Annotated in this window: 16 protein-coding genes; 4 read left to right on the forward strand and 12 right to left on the reverse strand. The window is 59.8% G+C overall.

Annotated elements, in window-relative coordinates; all coding sequences use genetic code 11:
• The first annotated feature begins 17 nt into the window (after positions 1-17).
• Entirely contained in the window at positions 18-812 is a 795-nt protein-coding gene (locus tag U5A58_RS36800) for an enoyl-CoA hydratase-related protein (protein WP_321965023.1), read from the forward strand.
• Positions 813-891: 79 nt separating this feature from the next.
• Here the strand turns inward: U5A58_RS36800 and panB are convergent, their stop codons facing one another.
• A complete protein-coding gene (gene panB, locus U5A58_RS36805; RefSeq protein WP_321965024.1) occupies positions 892-1,713 on the reverse strand; it encodes a 3-methyl-2-oxobutanoate hydroxymethyltransferase in 822 nt (273 codons plus the stop codon).
• Between the two features lie 223 nt (positions 1,714-1,936).
• On the opposite strand from panB, the gene U5A58_RS36810 reads away from it, so the two are divergent.
• Positions 1,937-2,407 (forward strand): Lrp/AsnC family transcriptional regulator, encoded by a 471-nt coding sequence (locus U5A58_RS36810; RefSeq protein ID WP_321965025.1) that lies wholly within the window; start codon positions 1,937-1,939, stop codon positions 2,405-2,407.
• Between the two features lie 90 nt (positions 2,408-2,497).
• Here U5A58_RS36810 and U5A58_RS36815 read toward each other — a convergent pair whose 3' ends face one another.
• The gene (locus U5A58_RS36815) at positions 2,498-3,409 is read right to left on the reverse strand and encodes an AraC family transcriptional regulator (protein WP_321965026.1); all 912 of its coding nucleotides are present in this window, start codon (positions 3,407-3,409) and stop codon (positions 2,498-2,500) included.
• A gap of 277 nt (positions 3,410-3,686) precedes the next feature.
• Here U5A58_RS36815 and U5A58_RS36820 point away from each other — a divergent pair, with 277 nt between their 5' ends.
• Complete coding sequence (locus tag U5A58_RS36820; protein WP_321965027.1) at positions 3,687-4,850, forward strand: PLP-dependent aminotransferase family protein; 1,164 nt, start codon at positions 3,687-3,689, stop codon at positions 4,848-4,850.
• Between the two features lie 134 nt (positions 4,851-4,984).
• Here U5A58_RS36820 and U5A58_RS36825 read toward each other — a convergent pair whose 3' ends face one another.
• Positions 4,985-5,929 carry a 2-dehydropantoate 2-reductase gene (locus U5A58_RS36825; RefSeq protein WP_321965028.1) on the reverse strand — a complete coding sequence of 315 codons (945 nt, stop codon included), beginning with the start codon at positions 5,927-5,929 and terminating at the stop codon, positions 4,985-4,987.
• Positions 5,930-6,125: 196 nt separating this feature from the next.
• On the opposite strand from U5A58_RS36825, the gene U5A58_RS36830 reads away from it, so the two are divergent.
• Positions 6,126-6,599 carry an Lrp/AsnC family transcriptional regulator gene (locus U5A58_RS36830; protein ID WP_321965029.1) on the forward strand — a complete coding sequence of 158 codons (474 nt, stop codon included), beginning with the start codon at positions 6,126-6,128 and terminating at the stop codon, positions 6,597-6,599.
• Between the two features lie 132 nt (positions 6,600-6,731).
• On the opposite strand, the gene U5A58_RS36835 is transcribed toward U5A58_RS36830, so the two are convergent.
• The 9 genes from U5A58_RS36835 to U5A58_RS36875 form a co-directional block, all read right to left on the reverse strand.
• Positions 6,732-7,502, reverse strand: a complete 771-nt coding sequence (locus tag U5A58_RS36835; protein ID WP_321965030.1) for an enoyl-CoA hydratase-related protein — start codon at positions 7,500-7,502, stop codon at positions 6,732-6,734.
• A 5-nt stretch (positions 7,503-7,507) separates the two neighbouring features.
• Positions 7,508-8,377 carry a MaoC/PaaZ C-terminal domain-containing protein gene (locus U5A58_RS36840; protein WP_321965031.1) on the reverse strand — a complete coding sequence of 290 codons (870 nt, stop codon included), beginning with the start codon at positions 8,375-8,377 and terminating at the stop codon, positions 7,508-7,510.
• A gap of 28 nt (positions 8,378-8,405) precedes the next feature.
• The gene (locus U5A58_RS36845) at positions 8,406-9,782 is read right to left on the reverse strand and encodes an MFS transporter (protein WP_321965032.1); all 1,377 of its coding nucleotides are present in this window, start codon (positions 9,780-9,782) and stop codon (positions 8,406-8,408) included.
• Positions 9,783-9,931: 149 nt separating this feature from the next.
• Positions 9,932-10,726, reverse strand: a complete 795-nt coding sequence (locus tag U5A58_RS36850; RefSeq protein ID WP_321965033.1) for a glucose 1-dehydrogenase — start codon at positions 10,724-10,726, stop codon at positions 9,932-9,934.
• Positions 10,723-12,414 carry a class I adenylate-forming enzyme family protein gene (locus U5A58_RS36855; RefSeq protein WP_321965034.1) on the reverse strand — a complete coding sequence of 564 codons (1,692 nt, stop codon included), beginning with the start codon at positions 12,412-12,414 and terminating at the stop codon, positions 10,723-10,725. Before U5A58_RS36855 ends, U5A58_RS36850 begins: the two co-directional genes overlap by 4 nt.
• 80 nt (positions 12,415-12,494) lie before the next feature.
• Positions 12,495-13,451 carry an NADPH:quinone oxidoreductase family protein gene (locus U5A58_RS36860; RefSeq protein ID WP_321965035.1) on the reverse strand — a complete coding sequence of 319 codons (957 nt, stop codon included), beginning with the start codon at positions 13,449-13,451 and terminating at the stop codon, positions 12,495-12,497.
• 293 nt (positions 13,452-13,744) lie between these two features.
• Positions 13,745-14,416: a 3-hydroxyacyl-CoA dehydrogenase family protein gene (locus U5A58_RS36865; RefSeq protein ID WP_321965054.1), complete on the reverse strand. Its 672-nt coding sequence runs from the start codon at positions 14,414-14,416 to the stop codon at positions 13,745-13,747.
• A gap of 2 nt (positions 14,417-14,418) precedes the next feature.
• Positions 14,419-15,294, reverse strand: coding sequence for a 3-hydroxyacyl-CoA dehydrogenase family protein (locus U5A58_RS36870; protein WP_321965036.1), 876 nt, complete (start codon positions 15,292-15,294; stop codon positions 14,419-14,421).
• 14 nt (positions 15,295-15,308) lie between these two features.
• Positions 15,309-16,475, reverse strand: coding sequence for an acyl-CoA dehydrogenase family protein (locus U5A58_RS36875; RefSeq protein WP_321965037.1), 1,167 nt, complete (start codon positions 16,473-16,475; stop codon positions 15,309-15,311).
• Between the last annotated feature and the right edge of the window lies 1 nt (position 16,476).

Here is a 16,476-nt window from a genome sequence, read left to right on the forward strand (position 1 = left end):
TCAATCGGGAAAACATCATGTCTTTCAACACGATCAACGTCAGCGTCGCCGGAGCGATCGCGCGCATCGAAATAAACCGCCCGGAAAAGCTCAATAGCTTTGATGAGGCGACCGTGCTCGAACTGCTGCGCGCGCTCGACGAACTCGAAGCAGACAGGCGCATTCGCGTGCTCGTTTTGACCGGAGCGGGCCGCGCCTTCTGTGCTGGTCAGGACCTTGCCGACCCTGCAATGCAAGCGGTCGAAGGGAAGCTGCCCGATATTGGCAATCTGGTCGAGCGGCTCGTGAAGCCGCTCGTGATGAAGCTGCAGAACCTCCACATGCCGACCGTTGCCGCAGTCAATGGCCTCGCGGCAGGTGGCGGCGCTGCGTTGGCCCTTGCCTGTGACATCGTCGTGGCAGCGCGTTCTGCCTATTTCCTGCAAGCGTTTTCGCGGATCGGTCTAACGCCCGACACAGGCAGCACGTGGTTCCTTTCGCAGCGCCTCGGCACCGCCCGAGCGATGGGACTGACCATGCTGGCGGACAAGCTGCCGGCAACCAAGGCAGCGGAATGGGGGCTGATCTGGGATGTGCTGGATGATGAGGATTTTGCAGCGGGCATCAAGGCGCTCGCCGACCGTCTCGCCGCCATGCCGACCAAGGCGCTTGCCCGCACTCGCCAGCTCGTCCTCACGGCCAGCAGCCACTCGCTAGAGCAGCAGCTCTCGATGGAAGCGACAAGTATCCGCGAAATGGGCTGGAGCAAAGACTATGCGGAAGGCCTCGCGGCATTCGCTGGCAAACGCCCACCCAATTTCACCGGCGAGTAAGCAGCATCGTCTCCGCGCCTGTGGCGCTGCCTTGATTCATTGGCAGCGCCACGGGAAACTACATGGCCACGCGGCGAAGTCACGCCGCGAAAGAATGATCAGGAGAGGGAAACGTACCCGCCTTGACTTCCGCAACGTACGCCTTGATTGCCCCTTCGATCGACGTTTGTTCTTCCATGAAATTCTTGACGAACTTCGCCTTGCGTCCCAGGTAGACACCGAGTGCATCGTGCATCACGAGAACCTGACCGGAGCAATGCACCCCGGCGCCAATGCCAATAGTCGGAATTCGCAGGCGCGCGGTGACCTCGGCGGCAAGGGCGGCTGGCATGGCCTCCATGACGAGCAATTGCGCACCCGCCTCTTCAAGGGCGAGCGCATCTTCGATCAGTCGAGTGGCGGCCGCATCCGTTTTCCCCTGAACCCGAAATCCACCGAGCGCGTGCACCGACTGAGGCGTCAAGCCGATGTGCGCACAAACTGGAATGCCACGCTCGACGAGAAAGCGAACAGTCTCCGCCAGCCACGCACCACCCTCGAGCTTGACCATTTGCGCGCCTGCTCGCATCAGTCGCGCTGCGTTTTCGAAGGCATCGGCAGGCGTCGGGTAGGTCGCAAACGGAAGATCTGCGACGACGAGCGCGGTGCGGTTGCCGCGCGAGACGGCTTGCGTATGGTAGATAGCGTGCTCGATCGTGACCGGCAACGTGGTTGTCTGCCCCTGGACGACATTGCCAAGCGAGTCACCAACGAGCAGAACATCAACACCCCACTGGTCCAACATAGCCGCAAAGCTCGCGTCATAGCACGCCATCATCGCAATACGCTCTCCGGCATCTCGCATGGCTTGCAGGGTGAGGATGGACACAGTCTTGCGGGCGGGTTCTTGAAGGTAGGACATGGCGAAATCAACGAGACGGATGAAGTAAGTGGGAGTGCTCAACCAGGAATAGCCGCATAAGTACATAGTGCGTATCGCTAAATGAGTGCACAGTCATGCAGAAGAACGTTACTGGAAGCGTTCAAGCATAGGCTCTTCTTCGCGTCTATTTGCACTAAACTAAGTGCGTCCGTTGGCGCGCTCTGATGTGTTTGAACCAACCTGATCTGGAAATAGAGTAACTGTGATCCACGAACAAGACCTCGACAAAATCGACCTGAAAATCCTGCGCGAATTGGCGAATGACGGACGCTTGAGCTGGCGCGAGTTGGCTGAACGCATCGGTCTCTCGCTCACGCCAACGCTCAGGCGTGTGCACAAGCTCGAAGAGCAGGGATTTATTCTGGGCTATATCGCGCACCTGGACGAACGCAAATTGATTGGTGGACTCAACGTGTTCGTATCCGTCACGCTCGAAAATCAGGCCGACGCTGCAATCAAACGATTCGAAAAAGAGATCGTGGTGGCGCCGGAAGTCATGAGCTGCTTCACGATGACTGGAGACGCCGACTTCATCCTGCGTGTCGTTGTTCCGGATCTGGACGCCTATCAGAACTTTCTCGCCAAGACGCTTACACGCATCCCCGGCGTCGAGCACATCCGTTCGAGTTTTGCACTCAAGACCGTATTGAACCGAACCTCTCCGATGCTCTGAATGCTTTCGCGGTAGGGGCCAACGCCAGCCCCCCGCTGCCGTGCTACCCCGCTATTCGCCGCGCATCACCTTTTGTTCACGGAAGCTGACTCATTTTGGTGGCGTGACGCCGCCGAGACTGCGCCATTGCGATGGCGTCATTCCCGTCACCTGTCTGAATGTCGCGCTCAAATGGCTTTGACTGGAGAAGCCGCACGACACGGCAATGTCGTAGAGACGCTCATTGCTATGCGCGAGCAGTCCCTTGGCCTTCTCGAGACGAATCCCGGCAAGCCAGCGATGCGGAGTCTCCCCCGTCTGCTCCCGGAACGCGCGGAAAAATTGTCGTGGGCTCAGCCCAGCGGCACCAGCCAGGTCTTCGACGTTAATGTTTTCCGAAAGATGGCTCTCCACAAAACTGCGCAACTGACGCATCCGCCACGCAGGCATGGAGACCGGCGCCGCAGCACTATCCACGCCACCGGCGCGTTTTAGCAGGTTGGCAACGATCGCCGTAATGATCCCGTCGCTCAGATGCGCATCAAGAAATTGATCCCCGGTGCAGCAGGTCCACAACTGCTTCATCGCCCCCTCGACGAACTCATCTTCCCATGTGTCCGATGAGATATCCCAGAGCGCCGTCCTGATCGCCTTCGCACTGAGGTCGCCCAGAATGCTCCGGAACGACGCATTGGGGATACAGAGCGTCAACATGGTGCGTGCACCGTCCACTTCCCATGCGCTTTGCAGATCCGGCGGCACGACCAGCATGCGGCCTACGCTCACTCGCTGCGTCACGCTTCGACCATTGATGTGCCATGTCCAGTTGCAGCCCCTCTCCACGGTCAATGGCAAGGCAAGCAGCGTCTCGCCAAGCTCCGGGTCCACAAAATTGTGCGGGCACGACTCAACGGTCAGCATCTGAAACGGGATCCTGCCCACAGAGCGACGATGTTCCTGCGCAAACCTTCCATATTCCGACATCTGATGAAACTGAGCGTAGCTGCTCCATGCATGCTTCATACGGTCCTCCGACGGAAGCCGTGATCAAGCAAAGACCACGCCAATCAACAAGACTGCCCTGTTCGAAGCCGGACCCAACCCACGGCACACTTCTGATAATGGTGTCGCGAATTCGAAAGTCCTCAACGTTTTAGCTTGATAGCCTGCGTGGACGTGTGGCGCTACGGGACCTTGGTTAATTCGCTAACGGCCCCGCCGAGGTGACTTCAACGACGCAGCGTCCGACACATCCCTGTCACTACGGAGATTCGCAGTGAAATACTCAAAGAGAATGGCAATGGTCAAGCCTTCCGCCATTCGCGAACTGCACCAGCTCGAACATGATCCCGAGGTCATCTCCTTTTGTGGCGGATACCCGGACGCCTCGCAATTCCCCACAGAAAATCTGCGCGAGGTGTATCAATCTGTCATTGCGACGGACAACATGGCGTTCCAGTACACACATTCGCAGGGCGACGCGACTTTACGGCAACAGATTGCCGACAGAATGTGCTCAGAAGGCGTCGCCTGCGACGCCGATAACATCGTGATCCTGCACGGTGCACAGCAGGGGCTCGACTTCGCCGGAAAGATGTTAATTGACGAAGGTGACACCGTATTGGTCGAGGCGCCGACATTTCTTGGTGCACTCATCGCCTTCAATGCCTATGAACCACGCTACATCGGTATCCCGATGGATAGCCACGGTGTAGACCCCGTTGCACTCGAGGCCATCCTCGAGCGGGAAAGCGGGATCAAGTTCCTTTACACGATTCCGGACTTCCAGAATCCGGCGGGCGTCACCTTGAGTCTGGAGCGTCGTCGCATGCTGGTGGACCTGGCCAACCGCTACGACTTCTACATCCTCGAAGACTCGCCTTACCGGGACATGCGCTACTCCGGTGCCCCGGTGGTGCCCATCAAGAGTTTCGACACCCAGGGTCGTGTCATCTTCCTTGGCAGTTTTTCGAAGAGCCTCGTGCCCGGTATGCGGCTGGGATGGGCCGTCGCCAACAAGGAGATCGTGCAGAATTTCGCACAGCTGAAGCAAGCGGCCGACACGCAATGCAGCACCGTCAACATGAAAGTCGCAAGCGCCTATCTCAAGACGTTCGACCATGACCGGCACGTCGAGACCATCGTCAAGCACTACCGCCACAAACGCGACGTGATGATGAACACCATCGCCGACACGTTTCCCAACTCGGTCGCCTACACACAACCCGATGGTGGGATGTTTACGTGGCTGACCTTTCCGGGTGACTTCGACGCCGACCAGTTCCTCAGATCGACACTCCTGCCGCGCACCAAGGTCGCGTACGTGCCAGGCGTGCACTTCTTCGCAGATACGCGACATCTCCCTGTCAATAACGCCCGCCTGAGTTTTTCCGCCTGTACCGATGACGCGATCGCCGAGGGCATCAAACGCATGGGTTTGATACTGCGGTCGCACCTCTCCTGACCGTTCGCGCATCACATCGCCGGGATCGGTGCTGCTGATCCCGGCGCTCCTTTAGCTATCCTCCGGGCGACTCCGCTGCCCGCCAGCCAGGCGTACGCCGCGCAACAACCGTGCATTACGTGACTTCAACACGCTCAGACGCCCGGCCGTACAGACAACATGATGTTGCGCTCGACGCCCTTGACACAGGCTACCAGCGTTCGGTTGACCGGGGTGGGTACGTCATACTTCTCGCCGAGACGCACGACCGATCCGTTCACGAAGTCGATCTCAGTGACGGTTCCCTTCTCCACGCTCTGCAGCATCGACGGCTTGAATTCGAACGGCAGGCCGTGGGGAATCCGGTCCCAGATCTCATAGGGATCGTCGATGGCCAGATCGATGCCCATCGCTCGCGCGACCACGATACCCTCTGCCACTGCCGCCACGCCACAATCACGCATTCCCGGCACCTGAAACAGCTCACCGAACGTCAAGCGCGTGATGCTGCACAGCGCAGCCGTCGCCACGTTCACAAGCAGCTTGTCCCACATCTTGCCGAGGATGTTGTCTTCGGCCTTCACGCGCAAACCGGCGCGTTCGAACTCGGCGGCAATACGCAACACTCGCTCCGAGATTTTCCCGTCGAGCTCGCCAATGGTCGTCAGCTTGTCGTGCCGACCCGCAAGCACAACGCCCGGCTCGACAAGAACGCCGCCGATATAGCTCTTGCCTGCGATCACACGTTCCGCACCCACGATCTCCCTAAGGATTTCTTCATGTCCCAGCCCGTTTTGCAGCGACATCAATACCGTATCCGGACCAAACAGCGCACTCGCTCCCGCCATTGCCGCTTCCGTATCAAAGGACTTGACGAGCAGAATCACCAGATCGACGAGACCAATCTCGTTGCAATCAGTCGTCGCCTTGACGTTGACGATGCGCGATTTTCCGTCCTCTCGCAGTTCAAGCCCACGTGTCGCCAGCGCTTGATAGTGCGCGCCTTCCCGGCACACCAGAAAGACTTCCGATCCACCTTCCGCGAGGCAACCACCAATGACTGAACCCAATGCCCCAGCGCCAAGCACGCAAATCTTCATTTTCTCTCCGCTTTCGGTTGATCTTGATGCTGCGGCATTCACCGGCTCCGGGAAAACAGATTGATTTCGACTGCCCGAAGTCGGAGCGATGCAAACGAACAAGATATCTAAGTAGCGCCACTATTGTTTGCCGTTTTTGGCGCAACGATAATGTCGATCACGCGATGAATCAGCCGTTAAGTTCTGGAGTAACGAAATGAATCGTTCGACCCCGACGCTGGACCGTCTCGACCAGCAAATTCTCGTTGCATTGCAGGCCGACGCTCGCCTGTCCAGCGCTGAACTCTCAGAAAAGGTCAATCTCAGTACGTCACCTTGCTGGCGCCGCGTAAAGCGCCTTGAATCGCTCGGCGTCATTACGGGGTATCACGCGCGTGTAGATCCCGCTCAGCTCGGCTATGTCGTCACGGCGCTCGTGCAGGTCTCTCTAATCCAGCGCAACATCGAGCATATGCGGGCGTTTGAGATGGCCATCCGGCCGTTACCCGAGATCATTGCCTGTTACAGCATCTCCGGCGAATACGACTATCAGTTGATCGTGGTCGCCAAATCTCCCATCGAATTCGGAGAGTTTGCGCGCAACCACATCAACGCTTGCCCGAGCGTCAGGAACGTATGTACCGCGTTCGTCGTGAAGGAGGTGAAATCGCTGATCGCACCACCCTTGTGAGCGCCAGCAAACCGCAGATTTGTTCCTCCGTCTAGCAGACGCCGCTGAGTTCGCGCCATTCCAGTTGCCGCGCTTGTGGTTCGATTTTCAGCTTTCTGCCATTGTTGTTACATGGCTGGGGCCTTGACACCTTTACCGGCCCTTCCACACTGGCTGCCGCCGTTGCGCGAATGCGCTGAGGCCCTCGGCAGCGTCGTTACTCTGCCACAAGCTGGCGACAGCCTCATGTCGCCATACCGACGTTCCTGTTACGCCCGCCTCTTTCATGCCCTGCATGACTACCGCTTTGGTTGTCTCGATCGCAAGAGGCGACGCTGCGACGATCGCCGAGGCATAGCGCATCGCCGACTCTAGCAGCGCGTTTTCAGGTACGACTTCGTTGACCAGGCCAAAGCGTAGCGCTGTTGCGGCGTCGATAGTTTCGCAGGTCAACAGCATTTGCATCGCGAACTTGAAAGGAATGTGCTGCGCGAGCCGCTGCAGTCCGCCTTCGATCGCAGCCAGCCCGACACGGGGTTCCGGGAAGCCGAATCGCGCAGAATCCACCGCTACTGCGATGTCACAGGCGAGCAGGATCTCCACGCCACCACCGAGCGCAACGCCGTTGACGGCCGCGATAACGGGCTTGCGCAGATCAAACCGGCGACTAAGTCCGGCAAAGCCGGAGACAGGCTTGCTGTCGGGATTCACATCATCCTTGATGTCGCTACCGGCGCAGAAGGCCTTGTTCCCGCGTCCGGTGATAATCGCGACCCGCAGTGAAGGATCATCCTCGAAATCGTCGAATATGCGCCCGAGTTCGTGATGGGCTTCTACGTTGAGGGCGTTGCGGGCATCGGGACGGTCGATGGTGACTACCAATACGGGACCGAGCCTGTCACGTGTGCTGAACTGTAGATTCATAAGGACTATTGATAAGTATCGAACTGAAGCCACCCGTAGTCGATCACGACAGCTTCACGTGAAGGGACTCGTACACGGAATCGGACGGATCCCGGCCGGATATGCCACACGTCGATGCTCAAGCGATCGCCAGGAAGAACCGGAGCCGTGAATCGCATTTTCATATGTCGTATGGCGCCGGGTCGATTCGGGACCAGAAGACGTACCAGCGACAATACGGTTGTGCCAAAAGTGCACATGCCGTGCAAAATTGGACGCTCGAATCCCACAGTGCGTGCTACTGAGGGATCGACATGTAATGCATTGTCGTCGCCGGTCAGACGATAAAGCAACGCCGCGCGCGGCGAGATCGCCACGGCGATCTCGTGGTCGGGCGGCGTCTGCGGCATCGATTCAATGTCGCGCACCGGTGGAGGTGGGCCGCCGAATCCGCCTTCGCCACGGCAGAATTCCGTGCATCGAAGCGTCGCGACGGGGTCCCCGCTCAGCGCGTCGGCAATATCGCGCACCGTTACCATGACGGCCCCACGGCCACCACCACGGTCGTAGACTTCTTCCACGCGGTTACGCCCAGTCACGCTGCCTTCCGGTTGTAGCGCTCTATGTAGCGTGACGCTCTGCTCCACGTGTAGCACGGACTTCCAGTCCAGACCCGTCGCCGGATTCCTGAGCCAGAAGCCCGGATAGCCGAGCACGACGGCCATCGAGGGGACCACGAGCAGATCCCGTTCGTAGACGTAGCGCAGCGCGAGATCGTCGGCGGGGTTCTCACCTGCCCCCACGCTCAACGCGTACAGGATCGTGTCGCGTCTGTCGTAGCGATGGGTAACGTCGTCGAAGCGCCAGTCTTTAAGCGCTGAATAGTCGATTGGCACGCAATTGCCCTCGTATGATTTCGCGCCGCTACCGGCCTGCGTCAGTTGCGGGTCCTCCTACCAGCGAAGCCGCTGAGGAAGTGTCCGAAGTCCCGTCGGTCTGCCCGGGCCTCTCGTCGATATGCGCCATATAGGTCTCCCGCGCCGCCGATACGGCAATCAGCGAAAGCATGCCGCCGAGCATGACATACAGCGCGAGCGGCCACGACGAACCAAAGGACGCGATCAGCGCAGCGGCGACGAAGGGCACGGGGCCACTCGTGATCAAACCGCCCACCTGGTAACCAATGGCCGATCCTGTGTAACGCAGACGAGTCTCGAACTGCTCGGGCATAAAGCTGGCAATCGGGCTGTAGGTGCACGCATGCAGAATGGGCAACGCCAACTGCAGCGCCAGAAAGGTCCCCAGCACGGTGCCCCCGTCGATCAGCCAGAAAAACGGGAATGCCGCAAACACCATCAGCACGGAGCCGCACAGCAGCACCGGCCTCCGGCCAAACCGGTCCGCGAGGATCGCGAATAGCGGGATCGTGAATATCTGCACGAAGGCGGCGGCGCAGATGGCGCCCAGTACGACATCACGTGAAACGCCGACATGCTCCGGCGCGTAGCGCAAAACAAAAACCGTCGCGATGTAGAACAGGATGTTCGGCGAAGCCATTGCGAAGATCGTAATCAACAGCGAACGCCACGCGGTTTTGACCACTTCCGCCACCGGAAAGCGTGCCTCCTGCCTGCGCTCCTTCACCGCAGCGAACACCGGGGTCTCTTCAATTTTCAGTCGGATATACAGGCCGAGCAGCACGAGTATTGCGCTCGCGACGAAGGGCACACGCCAGCCCCAGCTCATCATGTCGGCGGCAGGCAGCTTCTGTACGAAAAAGAATGAAGCCGTCGCCAGCACCAACCCCGCGGGAATGCCGCACTGCGGCCAGCTCCCGTAAAAGGCGCGCTTGCGCGCCGGGGCATGTTCCACGGCCATCAGCACCGCCCCGCTCCACTCGCCGCCGATGGCGATCCCCTGCATGATCCGGCAGAAGACCAGCAATGCCGGCGAGAGCAGACCGACCTGCGCATAGGTTGGCAGCAGCCCGACGGCCGCCGTCGATACCCCGACGATGGAAAGGCTCAATACCAGCATGGCTTTCCGCCCCAGCCGGTCGCCGAAGTGGCCGAACACGATGCCGCCGAGGGGACGGGCGACGAACGCGACACCGAAAGCCGCGAACGAAGCCATCGTTCCGATCAGCGGGTCCAGGTTCGGAAAAAATATCTTGTTGAATACCAGAGCCGCCGCGGTGCCGAAAAGGAAAAAGTCGAAGTACTCGATCAGCGTTCCGATAAAGCTGGCCGCTGCGACCTTGACGATGCCGACGCGGCCCAAAGGCCTTACTGAGTTTTGCATGATTGTCTCCTCCGTGCTGGGCGATCTCGTCTCACCAGCAATCGCGATGCGCGCCGCATTTCATCGATGCGCTACGTCATCTGCATGGACTGCATCAGATATCGGGCAACGCGCCGGTGCTTTCATACGCCGGGCACGCTGCCACGCCGTCACTTCACCATCAACCCGCCGTCCACGACGATGGCCGCACCGTGGATGAAATCCGCCCCAGGACCGCACAGAAACAGCGCGACGCGAGCAATGTCCTCTGGACGCCCGAGGCGACCGGCAGGGACGCGCTTGAGCGTTCTGACGAGCTTCGACTCCGGATCGGCCAACACATCCTCAGTCATCGCGGTCTCGATCATCCCCGGACATACCGCATTCACACGGACGCCGGAGCGGCCATAGTCATATGACAGCTGCCGTGTGAATCCAATAACGGCATGCTTGCTCGACGTATACGCGGCACCCCCTCCTCCCGCCTGGAATCCGGCGATCGATGCCATGTTCACAATCACGCCCGATCGGTGTTCGAGCATGTCCGGCAGCAACGCATTGGTGAGGCGGTACATTGCCTTGACGTTGATCTCGAACACTCTGTCCCAGAGTGATTCCGCGGTATCCAGACTGCGTGCATAGCCATCGAGGAAACCGGCTGTATTGCACAGGGTGTCGATCACCCCAAACGCCTGTTTCCCGGCAGCGACAGCGTGATCGACCTGCTCGGGCATGGTCAGATCCACGGTCTTGCAAACCAGTCGTTCAGCGTAGGCGGGCAGGCTCACATAGAGCCGCTGCAAACCAGCGTCGTCAATGTCGAGCGCAACGACGCTCGCGCCCGCATCGAGAAAGAGTTCCACCTGCGCCTTCCCGATTCCTGAAGCAGCGCCGCTGATGCAGACAACGCGACCACGCAGATCCACGAGGTCCGCTGGAGATTTGAGCTTCGATTCGGAAGTCACAGCGAAGTCTCCTTACGTCCCGTCCAACGCACTGGCTGTGGCGCCAGCTCGCCGGATCTGACTTGCGCGGTCAGTTCCCGCTTGAGAATCTTGCCGCTCGCCGTCATCGGAAATTCGCTCATGCGGATGAAGTACTCCGGCATGTCGTACTTCGACAGACCAGCATCGAACAGATGCGAGAGCATCTCGTCGGGGGAAACTTCCTCGCCTTCCACGGCGATAATGCCGAGGCAGACTTTCTCTCCCAGCCGGTCGTCGGCCACCGGAAAGGCCGCAGCCTTCACGACACTCGGATGAGTAATGGCCAGCCCCTCGATTTCGGCCGGATAGATGTTGTGACCACCACGGATGATCAGATCCTTGAGGCGCCCAATGATCTCGAGATCACCCTTCTCGTTGAAGCGGCCGAGATCGCCGCTCATGAACCACCCCTCGGAATTGAATGACGTGCGCGTCGCCGTTTGATTGCCGAAATAGCCCAGCATGAGCGACGCCCCGCGTCCCCCTATTTCGCCAATCTCGCCTTGCGGCGCCTCGACATCACGGTCGTCGGCCCGGAAGATGCGCAATTCGTAGCAGGCGTTGCCCCGGCCCACTGTTTGCCCCACGGTCGCAACCAGCGTATCGAAATCATCGGTAGGCAGCGTCGACGTGTGTGACCCGTTCTCCGACATGCCATATGTGTTTTTCGGCTTGATGCCACGATCGAGCAGGCGGCGCGCGAGCTCCGCCGGAATCGCTGCGCCCGACAGATAGAAAACGCGCACGTTGCCCAGACGGTCGAGTTTGCGGGCATCGAGTTCGATCAGAATGTCGATCGCGTGGGTCGGCACACCCATCACGTAACTTGCACCGGATTCGATGATCCGGTCGACAGGCTTCTCACCCTTGCGCAAATCGTTGACGACCATCTCGCAGCCGCAAGCCAGACACTGTTCGAGCCCGACCGTCGCCAGGTGGTGGCTTTGCGGACCGAGACAATACATGACCGTCTCGCAGGTGTGCGCCCAGTCGGCCACCATCGCGCGGCCGTTTGCGAGGAGCGTGTTGTCGCTGTGCATCAGCGCCTTCGGCGCGCCTGTCGTACCTGAGGTGAAAGCGAGGTACGTCACCTTGTCTGGATTGTCGTTGACCGGCGGAGGCTTCAGCGAACTCTCAACGTCGGGAAACGGATGCGTACCCTCGGGCCGGTCGCTCGAGCCTTCTGTAGTAAACGCGTAGACACGGCGCACGCCTTCTTGTGCTTTGACGCTATCGAAAACGCTCTTGCGGTCCGAGCCCGAGCCGTAACCGACCTGTCCCACGAACGCAGCGACGTCGCAGCGCTGCAGCAGGGTAAGCACCTCGTCGACCGTGTGGTTCTGATGCAGCGACAGGGTGCAGACGTAGCCATTTCGCGAGCAGGCGAGCATCAGAACCCAGCATTCGACACGATTGGGCAACCAGCTCGCGACGATATCGCCCGTCTTCACACCCGCTGCATGCAAATCGGCTGCAACGGCGTCCGCCCAGCGCGTGAGTTGTCGCCACGTAAGGCGTCGGTAGGCGTCGCGGAAAGCGTAGTGTCCGGGGCGCGCGCCAGCGTGCCTGCTTGCGAGGGTATACAGCGTATCGCCCTGCCACAGACCGCGCTCGTAGAACGCTCGCGCCAGTCGCGGGTCATGCAAAGTGAGCATGTTAGACCGCATTTAAGTCTCCTAAATTTTCTGAATTCTTTCTTGTCATCTCAGTCGGCCTCCATGCACAGGGCCGACTGACGAAGCAGCACCTACAGGCTACGACTCGCTGCGACCACTACCTTGCCGCGTACTTTTCCGTCGCGCACGAGCGCCATCGCATCCGCCGCTTCCTCGAACGCAAACGCACGCATCACGACGGGACGGACATGTCCCTCATGCCACAGTCTGAAGAGGTCGTCCTGGGCCGCACGCACCTTCGCCGGTGTTCGATCCCGATAGTCACTCCATTGAAGGCCGGAGACGGAAATATTCTTGAGCAGCAGATAATTGACCTTGAGCGTCGGAATTTCTCCGGCTGCAAAGCCGATCACGACAACGCGACCACACCATGCAGTTGCCCGCAATGCGCCTGCAAAGAAGTCGGCGCCCAGCGGGTCCAGCACGACATCCGCACCGCGCCCCTGCGTAACCGCGTGGACCTGTTCGCGAATGCTCTCTCGCAGGTTACTGCCCGACAGATCGATGACGTGGTGCGCACCCGACGCCCGTACCACCGTCGCCTCTTCCTCGTTACGAACGGCCGCAAGTACGGTCGCACCATGTCCAACTGCGATCTGCACCGCGGCAAGTCCCACGCCGCCCGCCGCACCTCCGATCAGAACCGTTTCGCCCGCCTTGTACTGACCGCGCTCCATCAGTGCAAACCACGCCGTCTGATACACCAGCCCCATGGCCGCGGCGGCCTCGAAACTCATTCCATCGGGCATGCGGAACGATTGCGACGGAGTGGTCAGCGCCTGCTCGGCAAGGGCTCCGAACTCGATCTGCGACATGATCCTGTCACCTGCCGCGTATTCGGTTACCCCGGCGCCGACTGCGCGTACCACGCCTGCGAAGTCCTTCCCAGGGGTAAATGGCCTCTCAGGCAATAACTGGTATGCGCCCGACACCACCAGTACATCCGGGAAGTTGATGCCGGACGCCTGCACATCGATCAGCATCTGGCCGGGACCCGGTGAGAGCGGTGCAATATCCTCGATCTTCATCGAAGACGGTTCACCATGTTCATGTACTCGATAACTCCGCATGACGGCGCCTTGAAAAGGGAAAATGATTTATTGATTGAAAGGGTCGCTTACAAACTATGCAATCGCCATGCCAATCGATCCGGACGCCCGCTGTCCAAGCGCACATCATGTGTCGACAACATGAAAGCGGCGGGCTCGCGTGTGGCAAGTGTCTTTGGCCACTCCACGAAACGTCTGGCCATGTCCTCCAGAGCGACACCCGACCATCGTCCGGCGGGGACGTCACACTGTCCCAGCGTTCACGAAGAGCGTTACCTGTCTTTAAGCTTTGCCCGATTGAAGGCGTTGATTGCCCTTCGCGCCGGCGCATACGCCGGGTCACCCAGTGACTCATAGAGTGCCTGCGTGACCGTGTAGTGGTGCTCGAGCCCGGTACGCTCGAGCAATGCGATCGGCCCTTCCGGATAGCCGAGACCCAAGCGCAGCGTCATGTCCATATCCGACGCAGTGGCGAGCTTCTCGTCGAGTCGTCGCAGCGCCGCGTTGTAGTAGGGACGCACGAGACGGTCGACAATGCGTCCTGGAAAGTCCCCGCACACAGCGACGACGAATCCGGCGTCTTCGAAACCCTTGCGTGCCGCCGCCAACGCATCGGCGTCAGGATTGGCGGGCACAACCAGTTCGATCAGATTGCCCGGCTCCGAATTGCCGAGGCGAAATCGCGCGAATCCGAAAGTCTTCTTTGCCTGCGCATCGTCGAGACTGGCCGTGCTCTCGTCGACGTAGACGCCGAGACACTCTGTGGTCAATTCGACCAGTACAAAATCAGCCTGCCCAAGGCCAGCGCTGTCGCGCACGAACGACTGACCGGCATTGGCGCCCAGGTAGACGCGTGCGTGCGCAGACGGATCCGCCGAATCGATAAACGTGTGGTTCTCGGGAAAAGAGCGGCTCTCGCCGGCACGAATGATTTTGTAGGACATGATCACGCTCCAAACATCTTGCTATCGCCGTACTGATGGAAGCCTTTGCCGCTCTTCTTGCCCAGGTACCCCGCAGCTATCATTCTTCTCACGAGGGGCGGACACGCGGCACGGGGCTCATGGGTCAACCCATGCATCGCTTCGCATAGCAAACGTTGCGTGTCCATGCCGATAAGGTCGAGCAACTCGAGCGGTCCCATCGGATAGCCAAGCGCAGTCTTGATCGCCTTGTCGATTTCCGCGGGCGCTGCCACACCTTGCTCTACCAGCCGGATTGCGTCGTTGTTGAACGGAATCAGGAAGTAGTTCAGGATGAATCCCGGCGTGTCCTGCGTCTTGACCGGCTTCTGACCCAAGGCGAGTGCGAATTGCCACGCCTGCGCGAACGTCTCCTCCGAGGTGTTCATTCCAGGCGACATCTCGATGAGCTTCATGAGTTGCGCAGGCAGGCAGAAGTGCATACCGACGAACCGGTCGGGCCGTCCTGAACCGCCCGCGATTTCGGTAATGGCAATCGTGGATGTGTTCGATGCAAACAGCGTGTGTTCGCCACAGATTGCATTGAGCTTGCCGAAGAGATCATGCTTCACGCTCAGGTCCTCGAACACAGCCTCGATCACGATATCGCAATCGGCCATATCCTCGAGCCGAGTCGTACCTTGCCAGCGCGCCATGATCTCCGGCACGGCATCGGCCGCAAGCTTGCCGCGCTCGGCCGATTTGCGCAGAAACGCTTCCGTCTGTGCACGCGCACGATCCAGCGCGTCCTGGCGTGTGTCATAGACCTTCGTCGCGAAGCCGGCGCGCGCTGCGACAATCGCTATGCCGCTACCCATCGTGCCGCTTCCCGCGACCCCAACCGTCCTGATATCCGTCACGTCTGTCTCCTGGTTCATTTCTCGATGAAGCTGCGCCCGATCAGCTGGCGGTGCACCTGATTCGTACCCTCCCAGATCTGGGTGATCTTCGCATCACGCATCAGGCGTTCGACGCGGTAGTCCGTGCAGTAGCCGTAACCGCCCAGGAGTTGAACCGCGTCCGTTGTAATTCGCATGGCCGCGTCGGTGGCGCGCATCTTCAGGATGGAAGCCTCGATACCGAAGTCCGATTCGCCGGCATCGACCATTTCCGCGACGCGCCACAGCCACGATTCACAAAGTGCGAGCTCAGCCGCCATGTCGGCCAGCATGAACTGGATACCCTGAAACTCGATGATGCGACGCCCCGACTGCTTGCGTTCGTTGATATACGCGGCAGCGTCTCCGAACGCTGCCCGCGCGATACCGAGAGCGTGGGCCGCGACGCTCGGACGTGAACGGTTGAGCGATCCGAACAGGATCTTCAGCCCTTCGCCTGGCTCGCCCATCAGATTGGACCGTGGCACGCGGCAGTTCTCGAACGAGAGCGTTGCCGTACTCGAAGCACGCGTGCCCATCTTGTGTTCGGTGCCCAGTACCGAGAGGCCCGGCGTGCCCTTCTCCAGGATCAGCACCGAAATCGCCTTCTTGGGGTCGTCGATACTCGACCACTTTCCGAACAGCAGATAGATATCGGCGACGTCGCCGTTCGTGATGAACGTCTTCCCGCCGTTGATGACGATGTCGTCGCCATCCTCACGGAACGACGTCGTCATGCCGGTGGCGTCCGATCCGGCATTCGGCTCGGTGATGGCCAGCGCCACCAGCGCGCCCTCGGCAACACGCGGCAGAAACTTCTGCTTCAGGGCCGCGCTGCCGTACTGAACGATCGGCTTGGCCGCATGGAAATTCGTCGCCCAGATGATGCCGGTCGAAGCACACGCCTCCGAAATCGCCTTCACGCACGACACGTAACACGCGAAGGACAACGGCGCCCCGCCGTATTCCTCCGGCACGAACATCGCATTGAGCCCGAGTTCGTTGATCGCCCTCACGTTGTCCCACGGAAATTCCCCCGTGCGATCATATTCGGCGGCGCGCGGAGCCAGTTGCTCTTTCGCGAGCTTGTTCACGCTGTCGAGCACCATCCTTTCTTCATCGCCCAGCTTGACCCGTGCGTCCAACCGTTCCAGTACATTCATT

Source organism: Paraburkholderia sp. J7 (assembly GCF_905220155.1).
In the GTDB taxonomy this organism is placed as follows: Bacteria; Pseudomonadota; Gammaproteobacteria; order Burkholderiales; family Burkholderiaceae; genus Paraburkholderia.